Here is a 16,104-nt window from a genome sequence, read left to right on the forward strand (position 1 = left end):
CGATATCCGCACAGACAGAACGGATCCAGTCTTTACAAAAAACATTGGAAGCAGACCGTCTGGAAAAAGAAAACCTCCGTCAGCAGATTGAATATCTCACGAAGAAACTTTTTGGTACTTCCAGTGAAAAACGGAAAGATATCGATGGCCAGCTGAATCTTTTTGATGAAGCCGAGCAGGAAGCAGATCCGACATGGGAACAGGAACTTCCTGATGACATCACTGTTCCAGAACATAAGAGAAAAGCAAGACGGACACATGCAGATCTTTTTAAAAATGTCCCTTCCTGCGATGAGGTCATTTCTCTTCCGGAAGAGGAGCGAAACTGTCCAGCCTGCGGGACGCAGATGGAATGTATTGGGAAAGAATTCGTCCGCCATGAATTTCGCTTTACCCCTGCCAAGGGAAAAGTAGTAAATATCTATCGTGAAACCTATAAATGCCCGGAGTGTGCCATATCAGAGGAACATCCGGATGATCAGACATTTGTCAAAGCCCCTGTTCAGGAACCATTGATCCCGGAAAGTTATGCATCGGAATCCGTTGTCGGATGGGCAATGCACCAGAAGTACCAGAATGGTCTGCCGTTAAACCGGCAGGAAGAGGACTGGAAGCAACTGGGTGTCCCATTAAGCCGGGCTACGCTTGCTAACTGGATCATTTACTGTGCCGAGAATTATCTCCGTCATGTTTATGATTATTTTCACCGTCAGTTACGGATGCGTAAATATCTGATGGCAGATGAAACCCGGGTTCAGGTACTGAATGAGCCGGAGCGTAATCCTGAAACGGATTCCTGGATGTGGCTCTTCCGCAGTGGAGAAGATGGACTTCCGCCGATCCTGCTCTACCATTACACAGAGACAAGGGCAAAGTTCCATGCAGCATCTTTCCTACAGGGGTTCAGCGGATATCTGGAGACGGATGGATACCAGGGTTATAATAATCTGCCGGATATCAAACGCTGCTCTTGCTGGGCACATGTGAGACGTTACTTCACAGATGCCATACCGAAAGGGAAAGAGTATGATTACAGCCTTCCGGCGGTGCAGGGAGTACAGTTCTGCTCCAAGCTGTTTGATTGTGAGAGATACTCAAAAGCAAAAAAACATACTGCGGAGCAGAGAAAACAGTTCCGTCTTGAAAAGGAGAAGCCGATACTGGATGCATTCTGGAATTGGCTGGATCAACAGCACCCAAACAAGGGAACCCGTTTGGCGAAAGCGGTGAACTATGCCCAAAATCGGAAAGACACCCTGATGACCTATCTGGAAGACGGTCATTGCAGTTTATCCAACAATCTTAGTGAGAATGCAATCAGACCATTCACTGTTGGCCGGAAGAACTGGCTGTTCAGCGCCAGTCCTAAAGGAGCCACCGCTAGTGCTATTGTGTATACGATAGTTGAGATGGCAAAAGCGAATGATCTGAATACCTATAAATATCTGACATATCTCTTATCACAACGGCCAAACGATAAAATGTCAGATGAACAGCTGGAACAACTTGCTCCATGGAGCGAGACTGCGAAAGCGAACTGTCAAAACTAAAATAAAGTAAAACGCTTGCATCTATCATTTTGGTGCAAGCGTAATTCATGAGTAACGTAGCAATATTTTGCACTTACTTTTATGAAATTATTTTTTCGCAAAATATTCTTTTGTCAGAGCGATGGCAGTTCCGGAAAGAAGGAAGATACCGATCAGGTTCGGGATTGCCATAAGTCCGTTGAAGGTCTCGGCGATGCTCCAGAGAAGTCCGAGATCGACCGTTGCTCCGATGATAGCTACCAGTGAATAGGCGATCATAAACGGTTTTACTACTTTCTCGGAAAACAGGAACTCAATACAGCGTGCACCGTAAAGTCCCCAGCCGATGATCGTGGAGAAAGCAAAACAGCACATGGCAACTGCGGTAAAAACAGATATCCAGTTTCCGTAGGTAGAAGTGAATCCGGAGATTGTCAGCTCGGCACCTGCGGCAGCTCCGTAGTTGACCGGAACACCGCTTACCAGAATGACAAGGGCAGTCAGAGTACAGATAACGATCGTGTCGGCAAATACTTCGAAAATACCGAACATACCCTGTTTTACCGGTTTGCTGGTATCAGCACAGGCATGGGCGATAGAACCGGTACCAAGACCTGCTTCATTGGAAAAGATACCGCGGGATACACCTTTTTTCAGGCTGAGGAAGAAACTTCCGATCACACCGCCGGTGACGGCAGCCGGGTTAAAAGCTCCGCAAACGATATCATGGAATACAGCAGGAACTCTCTCAAAATTCAGTACAACCACACCGATCGCAAGAACGATGTACAACAGTGCCATGAACGGAACCAGTTTTTCGGAGACACTTCCGATTCGTTTGATACCGCCAAGCAGAACCATACCGACAAGAAGCATGATCACAATACCAAGAACCAGATTCAGCGTTTTGGATGCAGATTCCGGAATGATGTTGAAATTGATCAGAGCAGTGTCGATCGCAGTAGTGATTGTATTTACCTGTGTGGCATTTCCGGTACCGAAAACGGTCAGTACACCGAAGGCGGAATAAAGAATTGCAAGGATCTGCCATTTCTTGCTCAGTCCGTTTTTGATGTAGTACATCGGACCGCCGACATAATCACCCTTTTTATTTCGTTCGCGGAAATGAACGGCAAGTGTGACCTCAGTGAATTTCGTGCACATTCCAAGGATTGCGGAGATCCACATCCAGAACACGGCACCCGGACCGCCGATCGCGATCGCACCGGCGACACCGGCGATATTTCCGGTACCGACCGTTCCGGCGAGGGCCGTACAGACAGCCTGGAAAGGAGTCATGGAGCCGTCAGAAGCTTCCTTCTTTTTGAAAATTCTTCCGAGCGTGGTTTTCAGTGCATAAGGGAATTTGCGAATCTGGATAAATCCGGTCCGCAGGCTTAGATAAAGCCCGACACCGATAATGCAGATCATCGCCGGGACACCCCAGATGAAGTTATTAACGGCATTGTTGATGGATTCGATTGTCTGAAGCATGATAGTAATCCTTTCTTAGATAATGTATAATTATAAATCTAACACTTTTACGAATATATGTACAGAAAAAAATTCGTATACCAGCCTTAAAAGCAAGAATTCCAAAATATTTTTCTGTTTTTTTGAAAAAAAGCATAAAAATTCAGCAGATATATTGACGGCAATCTGGCAGATGCGTTCAAGTAAGTTTGGGCTTGAAAATGTACAATGCAATTATTATAATAGAGACAGATTCCATTACAAAAGAATCCAAACGCAAAAGCCAGATGCGGATAACGACTTTTGAGGACAAAAAGAAAAGGAGTGTTAAAAATGGCAAAAATTTTAATCAGCCCGTCTAAATATTTACAGGGTGCAGGGGAAATGAAAAAAATCGGAACTTATGCGTCCAACTGCGGAAAAAAAGCACTGGTTCTGATCAGCAAAGGCGGTTATAAGAGAATCGGAAAAATGATCGAAGACAGCTTTGCAGAAAGTACATGTGAAGTGGTTTTTGATTATTTTAACGGAGAATGTTGCAACAGTGAAATCGACCGTCTGGTAAATATTGTAAAAGAAAATCAGTGTGATCTTGTGATCGGTATCGGCGGAGGCAAGATCTTTGATACAGCGAAAGCAGTTGCATATTATGCAGGCACACCGGTATTTATCTGCCCGACGATCGCATCAACTGATGCACCGTGCAGTGCACTGTCCGTTGTTTATACAGAAGAAGGTATCTTTGAAAAATATCTGTTCCTTCCGGCCAATCCGAATCTGGTTCTGATGGACACCGATATTATCACAAAATCACCGGTACGCCTTACAGTAGCCGGTATGGGAGATGCACTTGCAACTTACTTCGAGGCGAGAGCATGCAAACGCAGCGGTGCAACTTCCTGTGCAGGCGGAAAGACAACGGAAGCAGCGATGGCACTTGCAAAACTTTGCTTTGATACGCTGATGGAAGAAGGCGTAAAAGCCAAAATTGCACTGGAAGCAGGTGTATGCACACCGGCAGTCGAAAAAGTGATCGAAGCGAACACGCTCCTTTCCGGTATCGGATTTGAAAGTGCCGGACTTGCGGGAGCACATGCGATCCACAATGGATTTACAGTACTGGAAGAATGCCACCATATGTATCATGGAGAAAAAGTTGCATTTGGAACACTTACTCAGCTGGTACTGGAAAACGTTCCGGAAGAAGAACTGGAAGATATCATTTTGTGGTGCATCGAAGTCGGACTGCCTGTTACCCTGGCAGAACTTGGTGCCGGCAATGTGACAGATGAGCAGCTGATGGAAGTTGCAAAGACCGCCTGTGCGGAAAATGATACACTTCACAATATGCCTTTTGAAGTGACGCCGGAAACTGTATTTGCAGCAATTAAAGCAGCAGATGCTTATGGAAAATATTATCTGGGTGAAGAATAAGATATAAGATCATCACATAGTTGAATATGATATTATAAGAAGACCGGCAGGATATAGAAAATGTTCCTACCGGTCTTCTTACAAAATTTTCTGTTTTCTGTGGAACGAATAAAGATATCAGGTATTGCAAAGAGAACAAATGTTTTTAGTACACTGTTTCACAAAGATATTTAACAAAAAAGCTCAAGGAGGTACGAAAGAGATGAAAAGGAAATGGATCGCATTAGTACTCAGTGTGTCGGTACTGGCAGGAATAGCAGCTGTTCCTGCATTTGCTTCGGAGATACAGCAGGAAATCTCGGAGATGCCGGCAGTGGAAACACTTCAGGATCATACGCTTGCAGAGACGGATTCCGTGGATGAAAACTGTGTTCTGGTTGGACTGAAAGGCAGCTATCTGGCAAGTGCAGATGCGGCATTGAAACGGATCAATGAGATCCGAAAAGAGGCGTGCAAACAGGGCGTTCAGGATCCGCGTGATCCCAACCGAGAGCTTACGATGTCAGATTATGTACCGGTCAAATGGTCTTCTGATCTGGAATATATCGCAAGAGTCCGGGCAGCAGAAGCATCTGTGTATATGGATCATCAAAGACCAAATGGAACGATGTGTTTTTCACAGGCATCACCAAATGGGGTGAAGAGCTGGGGAGAAGTTCTGGCATGGAATAACAGCAATGATATGATCACCGGAATCGATCAGTGGTACGGTGAAAAGCAGGACTGGGTAAAACAGACCGGTGGGGTGACAGGCCATTATACATCGATGATCAATCCGAACAATCTTTATGTTGGACTTGCAACCTTCATTTGCCCGGATGCAGATTTCAAAAATACGACATCCGGGGAGTTCAGTTTTGAAACAGGACTGGATGAAGGCCAGGCAAAAGCAGTAAAGAATAAAGTGCAGAAAATCCAGGTTCAGAACCAGGATGTAAAGGCATACATGGAGCCTTTTAAAGAGAAACTGGCCTCTTCCAAAATGGTGCAGGCGAAATTTTATGCAAATTACAGAGGCTCGGGGTTCTATCAGTCACGCACACACAAACTCTCTTTTGAGGACACAGTAGAGTGGAGTTCTTCCAATCCGAAAGTGGCAGCTGTAGATGAAAAAGGTGTAGTTACCGGTGTGAGTGCAGGAACAGCCAAAATTACAGCAAAATGCGGTGTTTTCGAAGAGTCCAGAACAATCCAGGTGACCGGGGATGCCAAAGTCCAAGTAAAAAAGATTACGGGTGTACCGAAAAAGAAAACCCTGAAAAAAGGCAAAAAATGGAGCATTAAAGCAAAGGCAACGCCAAAGAATGTGGCAAAACTTACATATAAATCCTCTGATAAAAAGGTTGCATCTGTAAATGGAAAAGGTGTTGTAAAAGCAAAGAAAAAGGGAAAAGCGACGATTACGATAAAAGCCGGCAGCCTGAAAAAAACGTGTAAAATTACCGTAAAGTAACATTCTTAAAAAATGCCCGCTGTTGCGGGCAAAAAATAATCAGAGCTTATACGCCGATAAATGCTCTCAGTTTTTCTATATCATTTGTTAAGATCAAAGACTCATCAAACTGCAGTTCTTCCAGAAGTTTGACGGCGAGATCAAAACGTCCTACCCAGCTCGGATCATGGGCATCGGAGCTTATAATAATCGGAACTTGCTGCTGCTCACAGAGTTTCAGCATCTTCCGATAATTTTCATAGCAATTCAGACGGCGGTCTTTTTTGACCAGCGAACTGTTGTTGACTTCCAGAGCGACCCGGTACTGTTTGGCAGCTGAAACGAGACGTTCATAGTCAAGTGGTGTATGATCATCATCCGGGTGAGAGACAAAATGTACTTTCTCATTTTTCATACATGCGATCAAGTTGTCGGTGTTCTTTTCTTTTCCTTCATCAGTATAACACTCTTTGTGGATTCCGACGATTGCATAATCCAGAAAATCAATATATTTCTGTTCCAGAGACAGTTTTCCGTCATTTAAAACATTGATCTCACATCCGTGCAGGATCTGTACATTCGAAAGCACGCGAGGGATGACTGTGAGATTCAGATAATAAAAAGGATCGACCGTTCCCGGAATGCCGGGTGCGTGTTCTGTGATCCCGATCAGTTTCAGATTTTTTTCACCTGCAGTGGCAGCCATTTCGCGTATCGTTCCGTATGCATGTCCGCTGACAAGGGTGTGCATGTGCATATCTGCAATTAGTTTTTTCATAAAGAAAGACTCCCTTCTGTACAGAGATTGTTTCAGATTTTTGATTTCAGAATTTTGCTTCCTGAAAAGGATGCCTGCGAAGTACTTTGCACAATTCCGACATCTGATATTATAACGCTTACCATGTGAAAATCAAGAATAACGCAGTTTCCGGTTGAAAGAAAACGATTTATAAGATAGAATGTAACTATTCGTCTTATTATAACACTTCCCCAAAGGAGGAGCAACATTGGAAAACACAGAAAATTATCTGGAATGTGAAAGAAACCGAGTGTATTATACCCTGATTGCGATCGCAGGATTTTTTGGTGCGTATACCTTTTTGTTACGCGGGAAAGTATTCTGTAATGCTCAGACAGGGAATCTGGTGCTGCTTGGACTGGCGATCGGTCAGGCAGAATGGGAAACGGCAGCCTACTACCTGTTCCCGATTTCTGCGTATATGGCAGGTGCATTTATCTCAGAACTGCTGCCGAACCCAGTCAAGTATCATCTGAAAATCCGCTGGGACACTCTTCTGATCGCAGTTGAAATGGCAACCGTTCTGGTGCTTGGACTTGTACCGGAATCCGCACCGGTGCAGATCTCACAGGTTGCGGTCAACTTTATTGCTTCCATGCAGTACAATACGTTTCGTCAGGCAGAGGGAACGCCGATGGCGACAACTTTTGCGACAAACCATATCCGCCAGGTCGGTCTGGGACTGGCAAAAGAAATCCAGCATTTTCGGAAAAAAGATAAAAAACATCGAGAAAAATGGGGCAAACATTGCATGATGGTGGTATGTTTCTTATTAGGTGTGGTGTTTGGAACGGTTGCCTGCAATATTTATTCCGGGAAGGCAATCTGGATCACTCTGCTGCCGTTTCTGATCGTTCTGATTGATTTCCTGAATGAGGATCTGCATGCAGAAGAAGAGAAAATGAGACAGAAACCACATGGACATTAAGAAAAAGGCGTAAGACAGGTTCAGGTTGAACGCACGTGAGGCAGAGGCATTATGAATATCAATGAAATTGCAGAACTGGCCGGTGTTTCTAGGGCGACGGTATCCCGCTATCTGAATGATGGATATGTAAGCGAAGAAAAAAGGGCAGCAATCCGGAAAGTGATAGAAGAGACCGGCTATCGCCCGTCACAGCAGGCGAGAAATTTAAGAAGCAAAGTGACAAAGCTGGTCGGTGTGATCATTCCGGAGATTGAGTCCGGGTCGGTGAGCCAGATGGTGTCAGGGATCAGTGAGGTTCTTTCGGTAAAAGGTTATCAGCTTTTGCTGGCAGATACGCGGAATAACACCAGGGCGGAGCTGAAATACCTCCGTATTTTCGAAAAAAATCAGGTTGACGGCATCATTTTCATGGGAACGATGCTTTCCAGAGAACATCTGCACCTGATGGAAGAAGTCGAAGTGCCGATCGTGGTGACGGCACAGGAGATCCGGCAATATTCCTGCGTTTTTCAGGATGATTATCATGCGGCATATGATGCTGCAAAAATGCTGACGAAAAAAGGCAGACACATCGCCTATATCGGAGAGCCGGCAAAAGACAAAGCGGCAGGAAAAGCACGAAAGAGCGGATTTCTGGATGCAATGGCAGATGCCGGCATCAGGATGGACAGATCCTGTATGTATGAAACGGAATTGTGCATGCAGGGCGGTTACGAGAAAGCTGCAAAAATATGGAAAACACATCCGGAAGTGGACTCTCTGTTCTGTGCAACGGACAGCCTCGCCGTCGGAGCACTGCGGTATTTTCATGAGCATGATATCCAGGTTCCGCAGCAGGTTCAGATCGTGGCGTTTGGAGACACCGAGATAGGAAGTGCGGTGTCACCGGCGATCAGCAGTGTGCATTTCTACCACAAAACGATGGGGCAGGAAGCAGCCAGGATGCTGGTTGAAATTTTAGAATCCGGCGATGATCTCAAAAAACATCTGAAAATGGGTTATCAGATTGTGAAAAAAGAATCGCTTCGGTAAAAAAAGAACGCAGCAGACAAAAACAGTCGCAGCGTTCTTTTTTGATTTGCAGAAGGCAAAATACAGTATAATAAACGAAAAAGGAAAGCGAGGAATCTCATGCAGGAACGATATATTTCATCAGGCAGCAGCAGACTGCACATTGCAGTCTGGGAACCATCAGGAGAGAGAAAAGCGATCATGCAGATTTCGCATGGCATGATCGAATATATCAAAAGGTACAGTCATTTTGCGAATTACCTCAATCAGGCAGGAATCCTGGTGATCGGGAATGACCACAAGGGACACGGGCTGACAGCAGAAAAGGATGAGGATCTCGGATATTTCGGTGAAGAAAAAAGTGCGGCGGTGATCGAAGATCTTCACGAAGTCACACGTTATGCGAAGGAACAGTATGGAGCGGATGTGCCGTATTTTCTGTTTGGGCACAGCATGGGATCGTTTATGGCGAGACGCTATCTGATGACCTATGGCGAGGAACTGACCGGGGCAATTATCTGCGGGACCGGTTACACGCCGGGGGCAGTTTTGACGGCCGGAAAACTCTGTGCGGGTGTGATCAGTAAAGTAAAAGGAGAACGTCACCGCTCGAAGTTTTTGCAGAAGCTGGCCTTTGGCAGTTACAACAAACGCATCGCATATAAGCGGACAGCAAACGACTGGCTGACAAAAAATACGGAAATGGTGGATGCCTATAACCGGGATAAATACTGCACATTTCTGTTTACGGTCAATGGCTATCAGACGCTGTTTGATGTCCTTGGATTTATCCAGAAGAAGGAAAATATCGAGAAAATACCGAAAAATCTGCCAGTCTATATGATCGCCGGCGAGGAAGATCCGGTGGGCAATTACGGAAAAGGTGTGGAAAAAGTATTTGAAGAATACCGAAAATGTGGAATCCGTGATCTGGAACTGAAGTTATATGAGGATGACCGGCACGAGATCCTCAATGAACTGGACAGAGAGAATGTTTACCTGGATGTAAAAAACTGGATTTTGAAACATATTTAAATATCAGATGTGAGATGACGCCTGCTTTTGCAGGCGGCGAGCAACAAGCTTGTATCAGTGGCGGATTCAATCGCCAAGTGGAATAATAGAAAGCGAGAAATGATGGAACGCATAAAACCGAATTATTATGATAGATTCACCTGCATTGCAGACAAGTGTACTTTCACCTGCTGTCAGGAGTGGAAGATTGCAGTGGACAACGAGACCAACCGAAAATGGAAAAAGAAATATCCGCCGCAGGAAGTGAAGGTGCAGCGGAAAAATCTCAGTGCCTATACAACCAAAAAGGACGGAGGCAGAGTGATCCGACTGGATGAAGAGCATAAATGTCCGTTTCTTTCTGAAAACCGACTCTGCAGACTGGTATCGGCTTATGGGGATTCGGTTCTGTCGGAAACTTGTACCGTTTTCCCAAGAGAAGTGCACAGATTTGAAACGCATGAAGAAGAAGTTCTGATGCCATGCTGCCCGGCGGTGATCGATCTCTGGGCAGAGGAAGAGAACGTGGTTTTTCCGGAGGTGCCGGAAAACGGCAGAAATCTGCGGACAATGATCCGTGAAAAGATGATGGAAATGTTCCGAAACAAAGAACAGAGCATCGAAGAAACGCTGCTGGAGAATTTTTATATTCTGCTGGAATTATATCAGGCAGAGCAGGAAGATACGCTGTCAGAAGAAAGGATCGAGAACTATTTCTCCAGAGAAGCCGTGAAAGAACTGAAAACGGCGATCCTTGCGATTGATCTGCCGTTTCTGGATACCATGGATGAATGCAATGAGCTTTTGCAGGATCTGGCTGTCAATTATCAGAAAGAAGGTCTGTATCAGGATTATCTGACGCAGATCCTGCCTCTGGCAGAGCAGCTTTCCGAAACGTATGATGCCGATGAAATGGAGCAGAAAGGACAGGAGTTTGCAAAGCAATGGGAAAAATACCGAAAACTCCTGGCTGTTTTTATGGAAAATGAACTGTTTTCGGATCTTCTGATGCCGGACGGTGATTTGGAGAGCATGGTCATTCAGATGCAGTGGATCGCAATGGAATATACTATGATCCGGCACAGTCTCTTCCTGAAATGGATGCAGGACGGATGCCGGGATCTTGCATACGAAACACTGCGGGATTATCTGGTGCTGATCACACGGATGACAGGATACGAAGAAGACGATATTTATGAATATCTGGAAAACAGTTTTGATGAACTGGTATGGGAGTGGGGATATTTATCATTAATTGTCGGCAAATAAGGTTGATTTCTTTATCAGGAAGATTTATAATTTAAAACACATAAAAAGTACAGAAATATCGATGAATTTTTGTGCAGAAATACAGAGTGACAGAGGAGGAATTGAAAAAATGAAATCACGTAATTTAAAGGCAATGCTTTTTGGAGCCGCATTTGCAGCATCTCTTACCTTTGTGGGTGCACAGCCACAGATGCCGCTCTTTCCGGCACTGGAAGTTCATGCTGCATCCTATCAGGATGTAGAACTGGACAGCAAATATGACTTTGAGAAAGCATTTCAGAAGGCATTGGATGTAGCTCGCGACAGTGAAGACAAAAACACGATCTACCGTATCAAAATCCCGGCAGGTACTTACAAAGCCGGCAGCTGCTTTAATGTATACAGCAACACCTATATTGATATGGAAGGCGTAACCCTGATCCGTACATCCGGTTCATCCATGTTCCGTTTTGGACGTAGCGAAGATGTAAAGAAAATTTCGGGTTACACCGGTTTTAAAAATATTACGTTCCATGGCGGTACCATTGACGGCCAGGGTGCACAGCATGGTTATAAATCAACGCTTCTGCGATTTGCACATGCAAGCGATGTAACGATCGAAAACATGACACTGACAAATACCTACAGTTCTCACAGTATCGAGTTTGCGGCAGCTCAGAATGTAACGATCAACAACTGCGTATTCTCAGATTATCATGGAAAAGCAGACAGCAACAACGAAGCGATCCAGATTGAGACACTGCAGAAAGACCATTTTGCATCTTACGGCAAATACGATGAGACACCAAACCGCAATATCACGATCACGAACTGTACATTTAAAAACGTACAGCGTGGCGTCGGAACCCATGCGGCGATCGTAGGATGTTATCACAGCAACATCAGGATCGAAAACAATAAATTTATCAACATTCCGGGTTATGCGATCATTGCGACAAACTATATCAACAGCAGCATCAAAAATAACGAAATCACAGACTGTGCTTCCGGTATTATTTTCCGTGACATGGCGATCACACTGTATCCGTCAGAAAAAGGAAACAAGAGTAAGACACCGAAGATTTCCAGCAAATCCGTGATTGCAAATAACAAGATCGAGATCACAGACAAGAAATATAAAAACGTAAACTACGGCATCCAGCTTCTTGGTGAGTATCGTTCAAAGAAAAAAGGCAATATTCCGAAAGGTGATTACCGTGTATACGGTGTGCAGGTTTATGGCAATGAGATCACCCTGAAGAATGCTTCCTACGGCATCTGGTTAAATGGAACCGGAAAAATCCGCGTAAACAATAACGTGATCAATATGCAGGTGCCAAAAAAAGCAAGCGGTAAATCAGGAGGAACAGTAGTCCGCGTTATTTCCAGCAAGGGCAGCAGGATCAATGGAAATACGATCATCAACACTTCCAAAAACAAGAATAAGAAACTGTATCGTGGAATCGAACTGATCGGAAAGAAAGCAGGAAGTGCATCCGGAAATAAATTTAAAGGATTTGCCAAGAAACAGCAGACAATCAAGAGAAAATCCTGAGAAAGCGAATAAGGTTTTTGGCAGGCATACAGAAAGAAAATGACAGCACTTTTCTAAAGTGCTGAAAGAAGAAAGACAGAGCATGTGACGTTATCATTGTCACGGCGGCTCTGTCTTTTTATCATAAAGCATCAAATGGAAAGGAGCTTTAGATAGCCTTATGGAAAAAAATCTTACCTCGGGCAGTGTCTTAAAGAACATCGTGTACTTTTCACTGCCTTATTTATTATCGTACTTTTTACAGACACTTTACGGAATGGCGGATCTTTTTATCATCGGTCAGTTTGAAGGGGTGGCGGGCACGACCGCTGTCTCAATCGGCAGCCAGGTCATGCACATGCTCACGGTTATGATCGTGGGACTTGCGATGGGAACGACCGTCAGCATCGGTCAGGCGATCGGAGCAAACGACAAGAGGAGGGCGGCAAATGCCATCGGAAATACGGTCACACTGTTTGCTATGGTGGCGGCAGGCATGCTTGCCATCCTTCTGCTTCTGGTCAATCCGATCCTTCAGGTTATGTCCACGCCACAGGAAGCCGTGGCAGGTACCAGGATCTACCTTACGATCTGTTTTGTCGGCATTCCGTTTATCATCGCTTACAATGTGATCAGTTCGATTTTTCGCGGGCTCGGTGATTCAAAAAGTCCGATGTACTTTATCGCCATCGCCTGCGTGATCAATATTGTACTTGATTATCTGTTTATGGGAGCTTTTCATATGGGAGCAGCCGGAGCAGCACTTGGAACAACACTTTCCCAGGTGGTAAGTGTTGTGATCTCGCTCTTTATGATTCGCAGACAGAAAATGGGGATTGCTCTGAAAAAGCCGGATTTTCGACCGAAAAAGCAAGTTATGGGACAGATTTTGCACATCGGTGTCCCAATCGCACTTCAGGATGGATTTATCCAGGTTGCCTTTCTGGTCATCACGATCATCGCCAACCGTCGTGGATTAAACCAGGCGGCAGCCGTCGGTATTGTGGAAAAGATCATAGGTTTTCTGTTTCTTGTGCCATCCTCGATGCTTTCCTCCGTGTCGGCACTGGCGGCACAGAATATCGGTGCCGGAAAGCACGACCGTGCCAGAGAGACGCTTCGCTACGCCCTGCTGATCGCCGGTGGATTCGGTATTTTTATCGCAATTCTGATTCAGTTTATCGCATCACCGGTCGTTGGACTGTTTACATCCGATCAGACTGTGATCGCATTTGGAAGCCAGTACATACGCGGTTATATTTTTGACTGCTTTTTTGCTGGGATCCATTTCTGCTTCAGCGGTTACTTCTGTGCTTACGGAAAATCCGGGATTTCCTTTTTCCACAACATCGTTGCGATCCTGTGCGTGCGAATCCCGGGAGCTTACCTGACCTCAAAATGGTTCCCACAGACCCTTTTCCCGATGGGGATCGCGACTGCCTGCGGTTCTTTGCTCTCAGCACTGATCTGCGTGGCGGCATTCGTCTGGCTAAAACAGCATAAAAGATTGCAGAATGTGCAGACAGCAGATAGCACAGTGAGAGTTTCAAAAAAGCATAGATCAGATGTAAGATAACATGTTGTTTATGAATGGCAGAAAGCAGGATAAGCATGGAAGAAGAAAAATTATTTCGCATTGGAGATGTGGCAAAAATGTTCCATATCAGCACCGGGACGCTTCGTCATTATGAGCGGATTGGGATTGTCGTCCCGGAGTTTATCGAGGAAAAAAGCAGTTACCGTTACTATGGTATCCGCCAGTTTGAGGTGCTCAATACGATCCGCTATCTGCGGGTGCTCGATATGCCGCTGGAGCAGATTGCAGATTTCCTCGCCAACCGCGACATTCAGGTGATCGAAGAAAAACTGCAAAATCAAAAAGAGATGATTCGGGAAAAGAAGCGTCAGCTGGAGGTCATAGAACGGAAAATCGACCACAGAATCCATCAGATCCAGGATGCGGCCTCATCGAAGCTGGATGAGATCCGCATGCAGCAGACCAAAGCCTGCCGGATCGTCTGGATCCGGGACAGCCTGAAGATCCATTCGCATCTGGATCTGGAATATGCGATCCGCCGTCTGGAAAAAGACCAGCCGGATTCTCTGACCTTCCTTGGAAAAGTGGGTGTTGGCATATCCGAAGAAAAGCTGGAAAACGGTCAACTGGATGCTTATGACCGGGTATTTCTGGTACTGGATGACGAAGAAAACTATCAGGGTGAAGTCGAGCAGCTGCCGGATACCCTGAGCGTATCGATCCGCTTTTGCGGCGGACATCAGGAGGCAGAAAAATATTATCGGAAACTTCTCTCCTATATCAAAGAACATCAGCTCAAAATCGCAGGATTCTCCAGAGAGATCACCCTCATCGACTATGGGATCACAAATGACACCGGAAAATTTGTGACCGAAATTCTGATTCCGGTATGTGAAAATTAGAAAAAATCAAGCCGCAAAATTACGCCTGTGAACGTGCAGCATGGTTTATGGCTTGTTCCTAAAAAACTATTTAGAAAAAAATCTAAATAGTGATTGACAACGGGAAAACAGAGTGATATATATAAAGTAATTAGAAAATTTTCTAAATAGCTGGAAAGGAGGAATTTATAAGTAACTAAATATATTGCTTATAGTAATCCTCTTAATTAGTGCAAATGCCACATGAACGAAACCACCCTTTACAATCATTTGTGCTTACAGCTCCTAAAGCCGCTTTTACAGCTTCAGGTAGTTCAGATGCAATACGGATTTTCCTCTTTCTGAGAATGGATTTCATTTTTGACCACATTTTTTCAATAGGGTTTAAATCCGGACTGTATGGTGGCAAATACATATAGGAAATACCAGCTTTATCCAAAAGTTTTGTCACTATTTTGGCATGATGAGAACGCATATTATCCATGATTACAACATCGTCTTTTTCAAGGCTCGGTATCAATTGTTCTTTCATATATTCACAAAATCGCTCTGCAGTTGTTCCACCTTGATATGTAGTATATACCAGACTGCCATTCAGACGAATAGATGACAAAACGGTTGTTCCGGCAGGCGTATTTATTGGGGTAGCGTCAATGGCACGTTTCCCATGTACTGCATGTGCATAGTGTCTTGTGAAATTTGTATTAATACCGCTTTCATCCAGATATATTTGATGTTCTGGATTTGCACCAGCTATATTTTTTGTCCATGTTTTGCGTTTTATCTGCACATCGGGGACGCTCCTGTTCTTTTGCATGCAAAGACTTTTTCTTATAAGTATAACCTTGTTTTATCAGAAAACGTCTGACGGCTTCGTTGCCTACTGGTAAATGGAGGATTTCGATAATCTCATTCATTGTGATATCCGGTTGTTTTTGTACAAGTTTCAGAATATCCTGGTGCTGCTTTTCTGTAAGAATTGGTTTCCGTCCTCTCAGATGCGTTCTGGTTTCATAACTTCCAGTGTGTGCGCGTGCTTCTACAAGGCGGTATATGGTACTTTCATTTACTGAAAAATACTTTGCAATTTCCTTGGCATTGTGAGTTTTATCCCAAGCCTCCAATACCAGTTTTCTAGCTTCATTGTGTAGCATACTATCATCTCCTACACTATATTTTATCACTCCTGTAAAGAGATTGCATTATTTAAGAGGATTGCTATAATATGGTTAAATATACCTATGGAGGTATTATTATGAACACGTCAAATATCACGAATTATAA

The 16,104-nt window shown here is 44.5% G+C and carries 14 protein-coding genes; 10 read left to right on the plus strand and 4 right to left on the minus strand.

Annotated elements, in window-relative coordinates:
* Nucleotides 1-2 precede the first annotated feature (2 nt).
* Nucleotides 3-1,550 (plus strand): IS66 family transposase, encoded by a 1,548-nt coding sequence (tnpC, locus tag ACLTL4_RS09060; protein ID WP_412320446.1) that lies wholly within the window; start codon nt 3-5, stop codon nt 1,548-1,550.
* Nucleotides 1,551-1,637: 87 nt separating this feature from the next.
* On the opposite strand, the gene ACLTL4_RS09065 is transcribed toward tnpC, so the two are convergent.
* Complete coding sequence (locus ACLTL4_RS09065) at nt 1,638-3,023, minus strand: alanine/glycine:cation symporter family protein (RefSeq protein WP_412291358.1); 1,386 nt, start codon at nt 3,021-3,023, stop codon at nt 1,638-1,640.
* A 312-nt stretch (nt 3,024-3,335) separates the two neighbouring features.
* Between ACLTL4_RS09065 and ACLTL4_RS09070 the strand changes: the two genes are divergently transcribed.
* Both ACLTL4_RS09070 and ACLTL4_RS09075 read left to right on the plus strand, forming a co-directional pair.
* Complete coding sequence (locus ACLTL4_RS09070) at nt 3,336-4,436, plus strand: glycerol dehydrogenase (protein ID WP_022118492.1); 1,101 nt, start codon at nt 3,336-3,338, stop codon at nt 4,434-4,436.
* 202 nt (nt 4,437-4,638) lie between these two features.
* Nucleotides 4,639-5,889: an Ig-like domain-containing protein gene (locus tag ACLTL4_RS09075; RefSeq protein ID WP_412291359.1), complete on the plus strand. Its 1,251-nt coding sequence runs from the start codon at nt 4,639-4,641 to the stop codon at nt 5,887-5,889.
* A 46-nt stretch (nt 5,890-5,935) separates the two neighbouring features.
* Here the strand turns inward: ACLTL4_RS09075 and ACLTL4_RS09080 are convergent, their stop codons facing one another.
* The gene (locus ACLTL4_RS09080; protein WP_412291360.1) at nt 5,936-6,646 is read right to left on the minus strand and encodes a phosphatase; all 711 of its coding nucleotides are present in this window, start codon (nt 6,644-6,646) and stop codon (nt 5,936-5,938) included.
* A gap of 229 nt (nt 6,647-6,875) precedes the next feature.
* Between ACLTL4_RS09080 and ACLTL4_RS09085 the strand changes: the two genes are divergently transcribed.
* The 7 genes from ACLTL4_RS09085 (at nt 6,876) to ACLTL4_RS09115 (ending at nt 14,841) form a co-directional block, all read left to right on the plus strand.
* Entirely contained in the window at nt 6,876-7,595 is a 720-nt protein-coding gene (locus ACLTL4_RS09085) for a YoaK family protein (RefSeq protein WP_412291361.1), read from the plus strand.
* A 51-nt stretch (nt 7,596-7,646) separates the two neighbouring features.
* Nucleotides 7,647-8,627 carry a LacI family DNA-binding transcriptional regulator gene (locus tag ACLTL4_RS09090; protein WP_412291362.1) on the plus strand — a complete coding sequence of 327 codons (981 nt, stop codon included), beginning with the start codon at nt 7,647-7,649 and terminating at the stop codon, nt 8,625-8,627.
* A 99-nt stretch (nt 8,628-8,726) separates the two neighbouring features.
* Nucleotides 8,727-9,641 carry an alpha/beta fold hydrolase gene (locus tag ACLTL4_RS09095; protein ID WP_412291363.1) on the plus strand — a complete coding sequence of 305 codons (915 nt, stop codon included), beginning with the start codon at nt 8,727-8,729 and terminating at the stop codon, nt 9,639-9,641.
* Between the two features lie 99 nt (nt 9,642-9,740).
* Complete coding sequence (gene fliB, locus ACLTL4_RS09100; protein ID WP_412291364.1) at nt 9,741-10,889, plus strand: flagellin lysine-N-methylase; 1,149 nt, start codon at nt 9,741-9,743, stop codon at nt 10,887-10,889.
* Between the two features lie 109 nt (nt 10,890-10,998).
* Nucleotides 10,999-12,423, plus strand: coding sequence for a right-handed parallel beta-helix repeat-containing protein (locus ACLTL4_RS09105; RefSeq protein WP_412291365.1), 1,425 nt, complete (start codon nt 10,999-11,001; stop codon nt 12,421-12,423).
* Nucleotides 12,424-12,583: 160 nt separating this feature from the next.
* A complete protein-coding gene (locus ACLTL4_RS09110; RefSeq protein ID WP_412291366.1) occupies nt 12,584-13,978 on the plus strand; it encodes an MATE family efflux transporter in 1,395 nt (464 codons plus the stop codon).
* A 35-nt stretch (nt 13,979-14,013) separates the two neighbouring features.
* Nucleotides 14,014-14,841 (plus strand): MerR family transcriptional regulator, encoded by an 828-nt coding sequence (locus tag ACLTL4_RS09115; RefSeq protein WP_173899049.1) that lies wholly within the window; start codon nt 14,014-14,016, stop codon nt 14,839-14,841.
* Nucleotides 14,842-15,043: 202 nt separating this feature from the next.
* Here ACLTL4_RS09115 and ACLTL4_RS09120 read toward each other — a convergent pair whose 3' ends face one another.
* Together ACLTL4_RS09120 and ACLTL4_RS09125 are read right to left on the minus strand one after the other, a co-directional pair.
* Nucleotides 15,044-15,610: an IS630 family transposase gene (locus ACLTL4_RS09120; RefSeq protein ID WP_412290759.1), complete on the minus strand. Its 567-nt coding sequence runs from the start codon at nt 15,608-15,610 to the stop codon at nt 15,044-15,046.
* Nucleotides 15,537-15,974 (minus strand): transcriptional regulator, encoded by a 438-nt coding sequence (locus tag ACLTL4_RS09125; RefSeq protein WP_412290758.1) that lies wholly within the window; start codon nt 15,972-15,974, stop codon nt 15,537-15,539. The genes ACLTL4_RS09120 and ACLTL4_RS09125 overlap by 74 nt, the downstream gene beginning before the upstream one ends.
* Between the last annotated feature and the right edge of the window lie 130 nt (nt 15,975-16,104).

The organism is Hominisplanchenecus sp. (assembly GCF_046967715.1).
In the GTDB taxonomy this organism is placed as follows: Bacteria; Bacillota; Clostridia; order Lachnospirales; family Lachnospiraceae; genus Hominisplanchenecus; species Hominisplanchenecus faecis.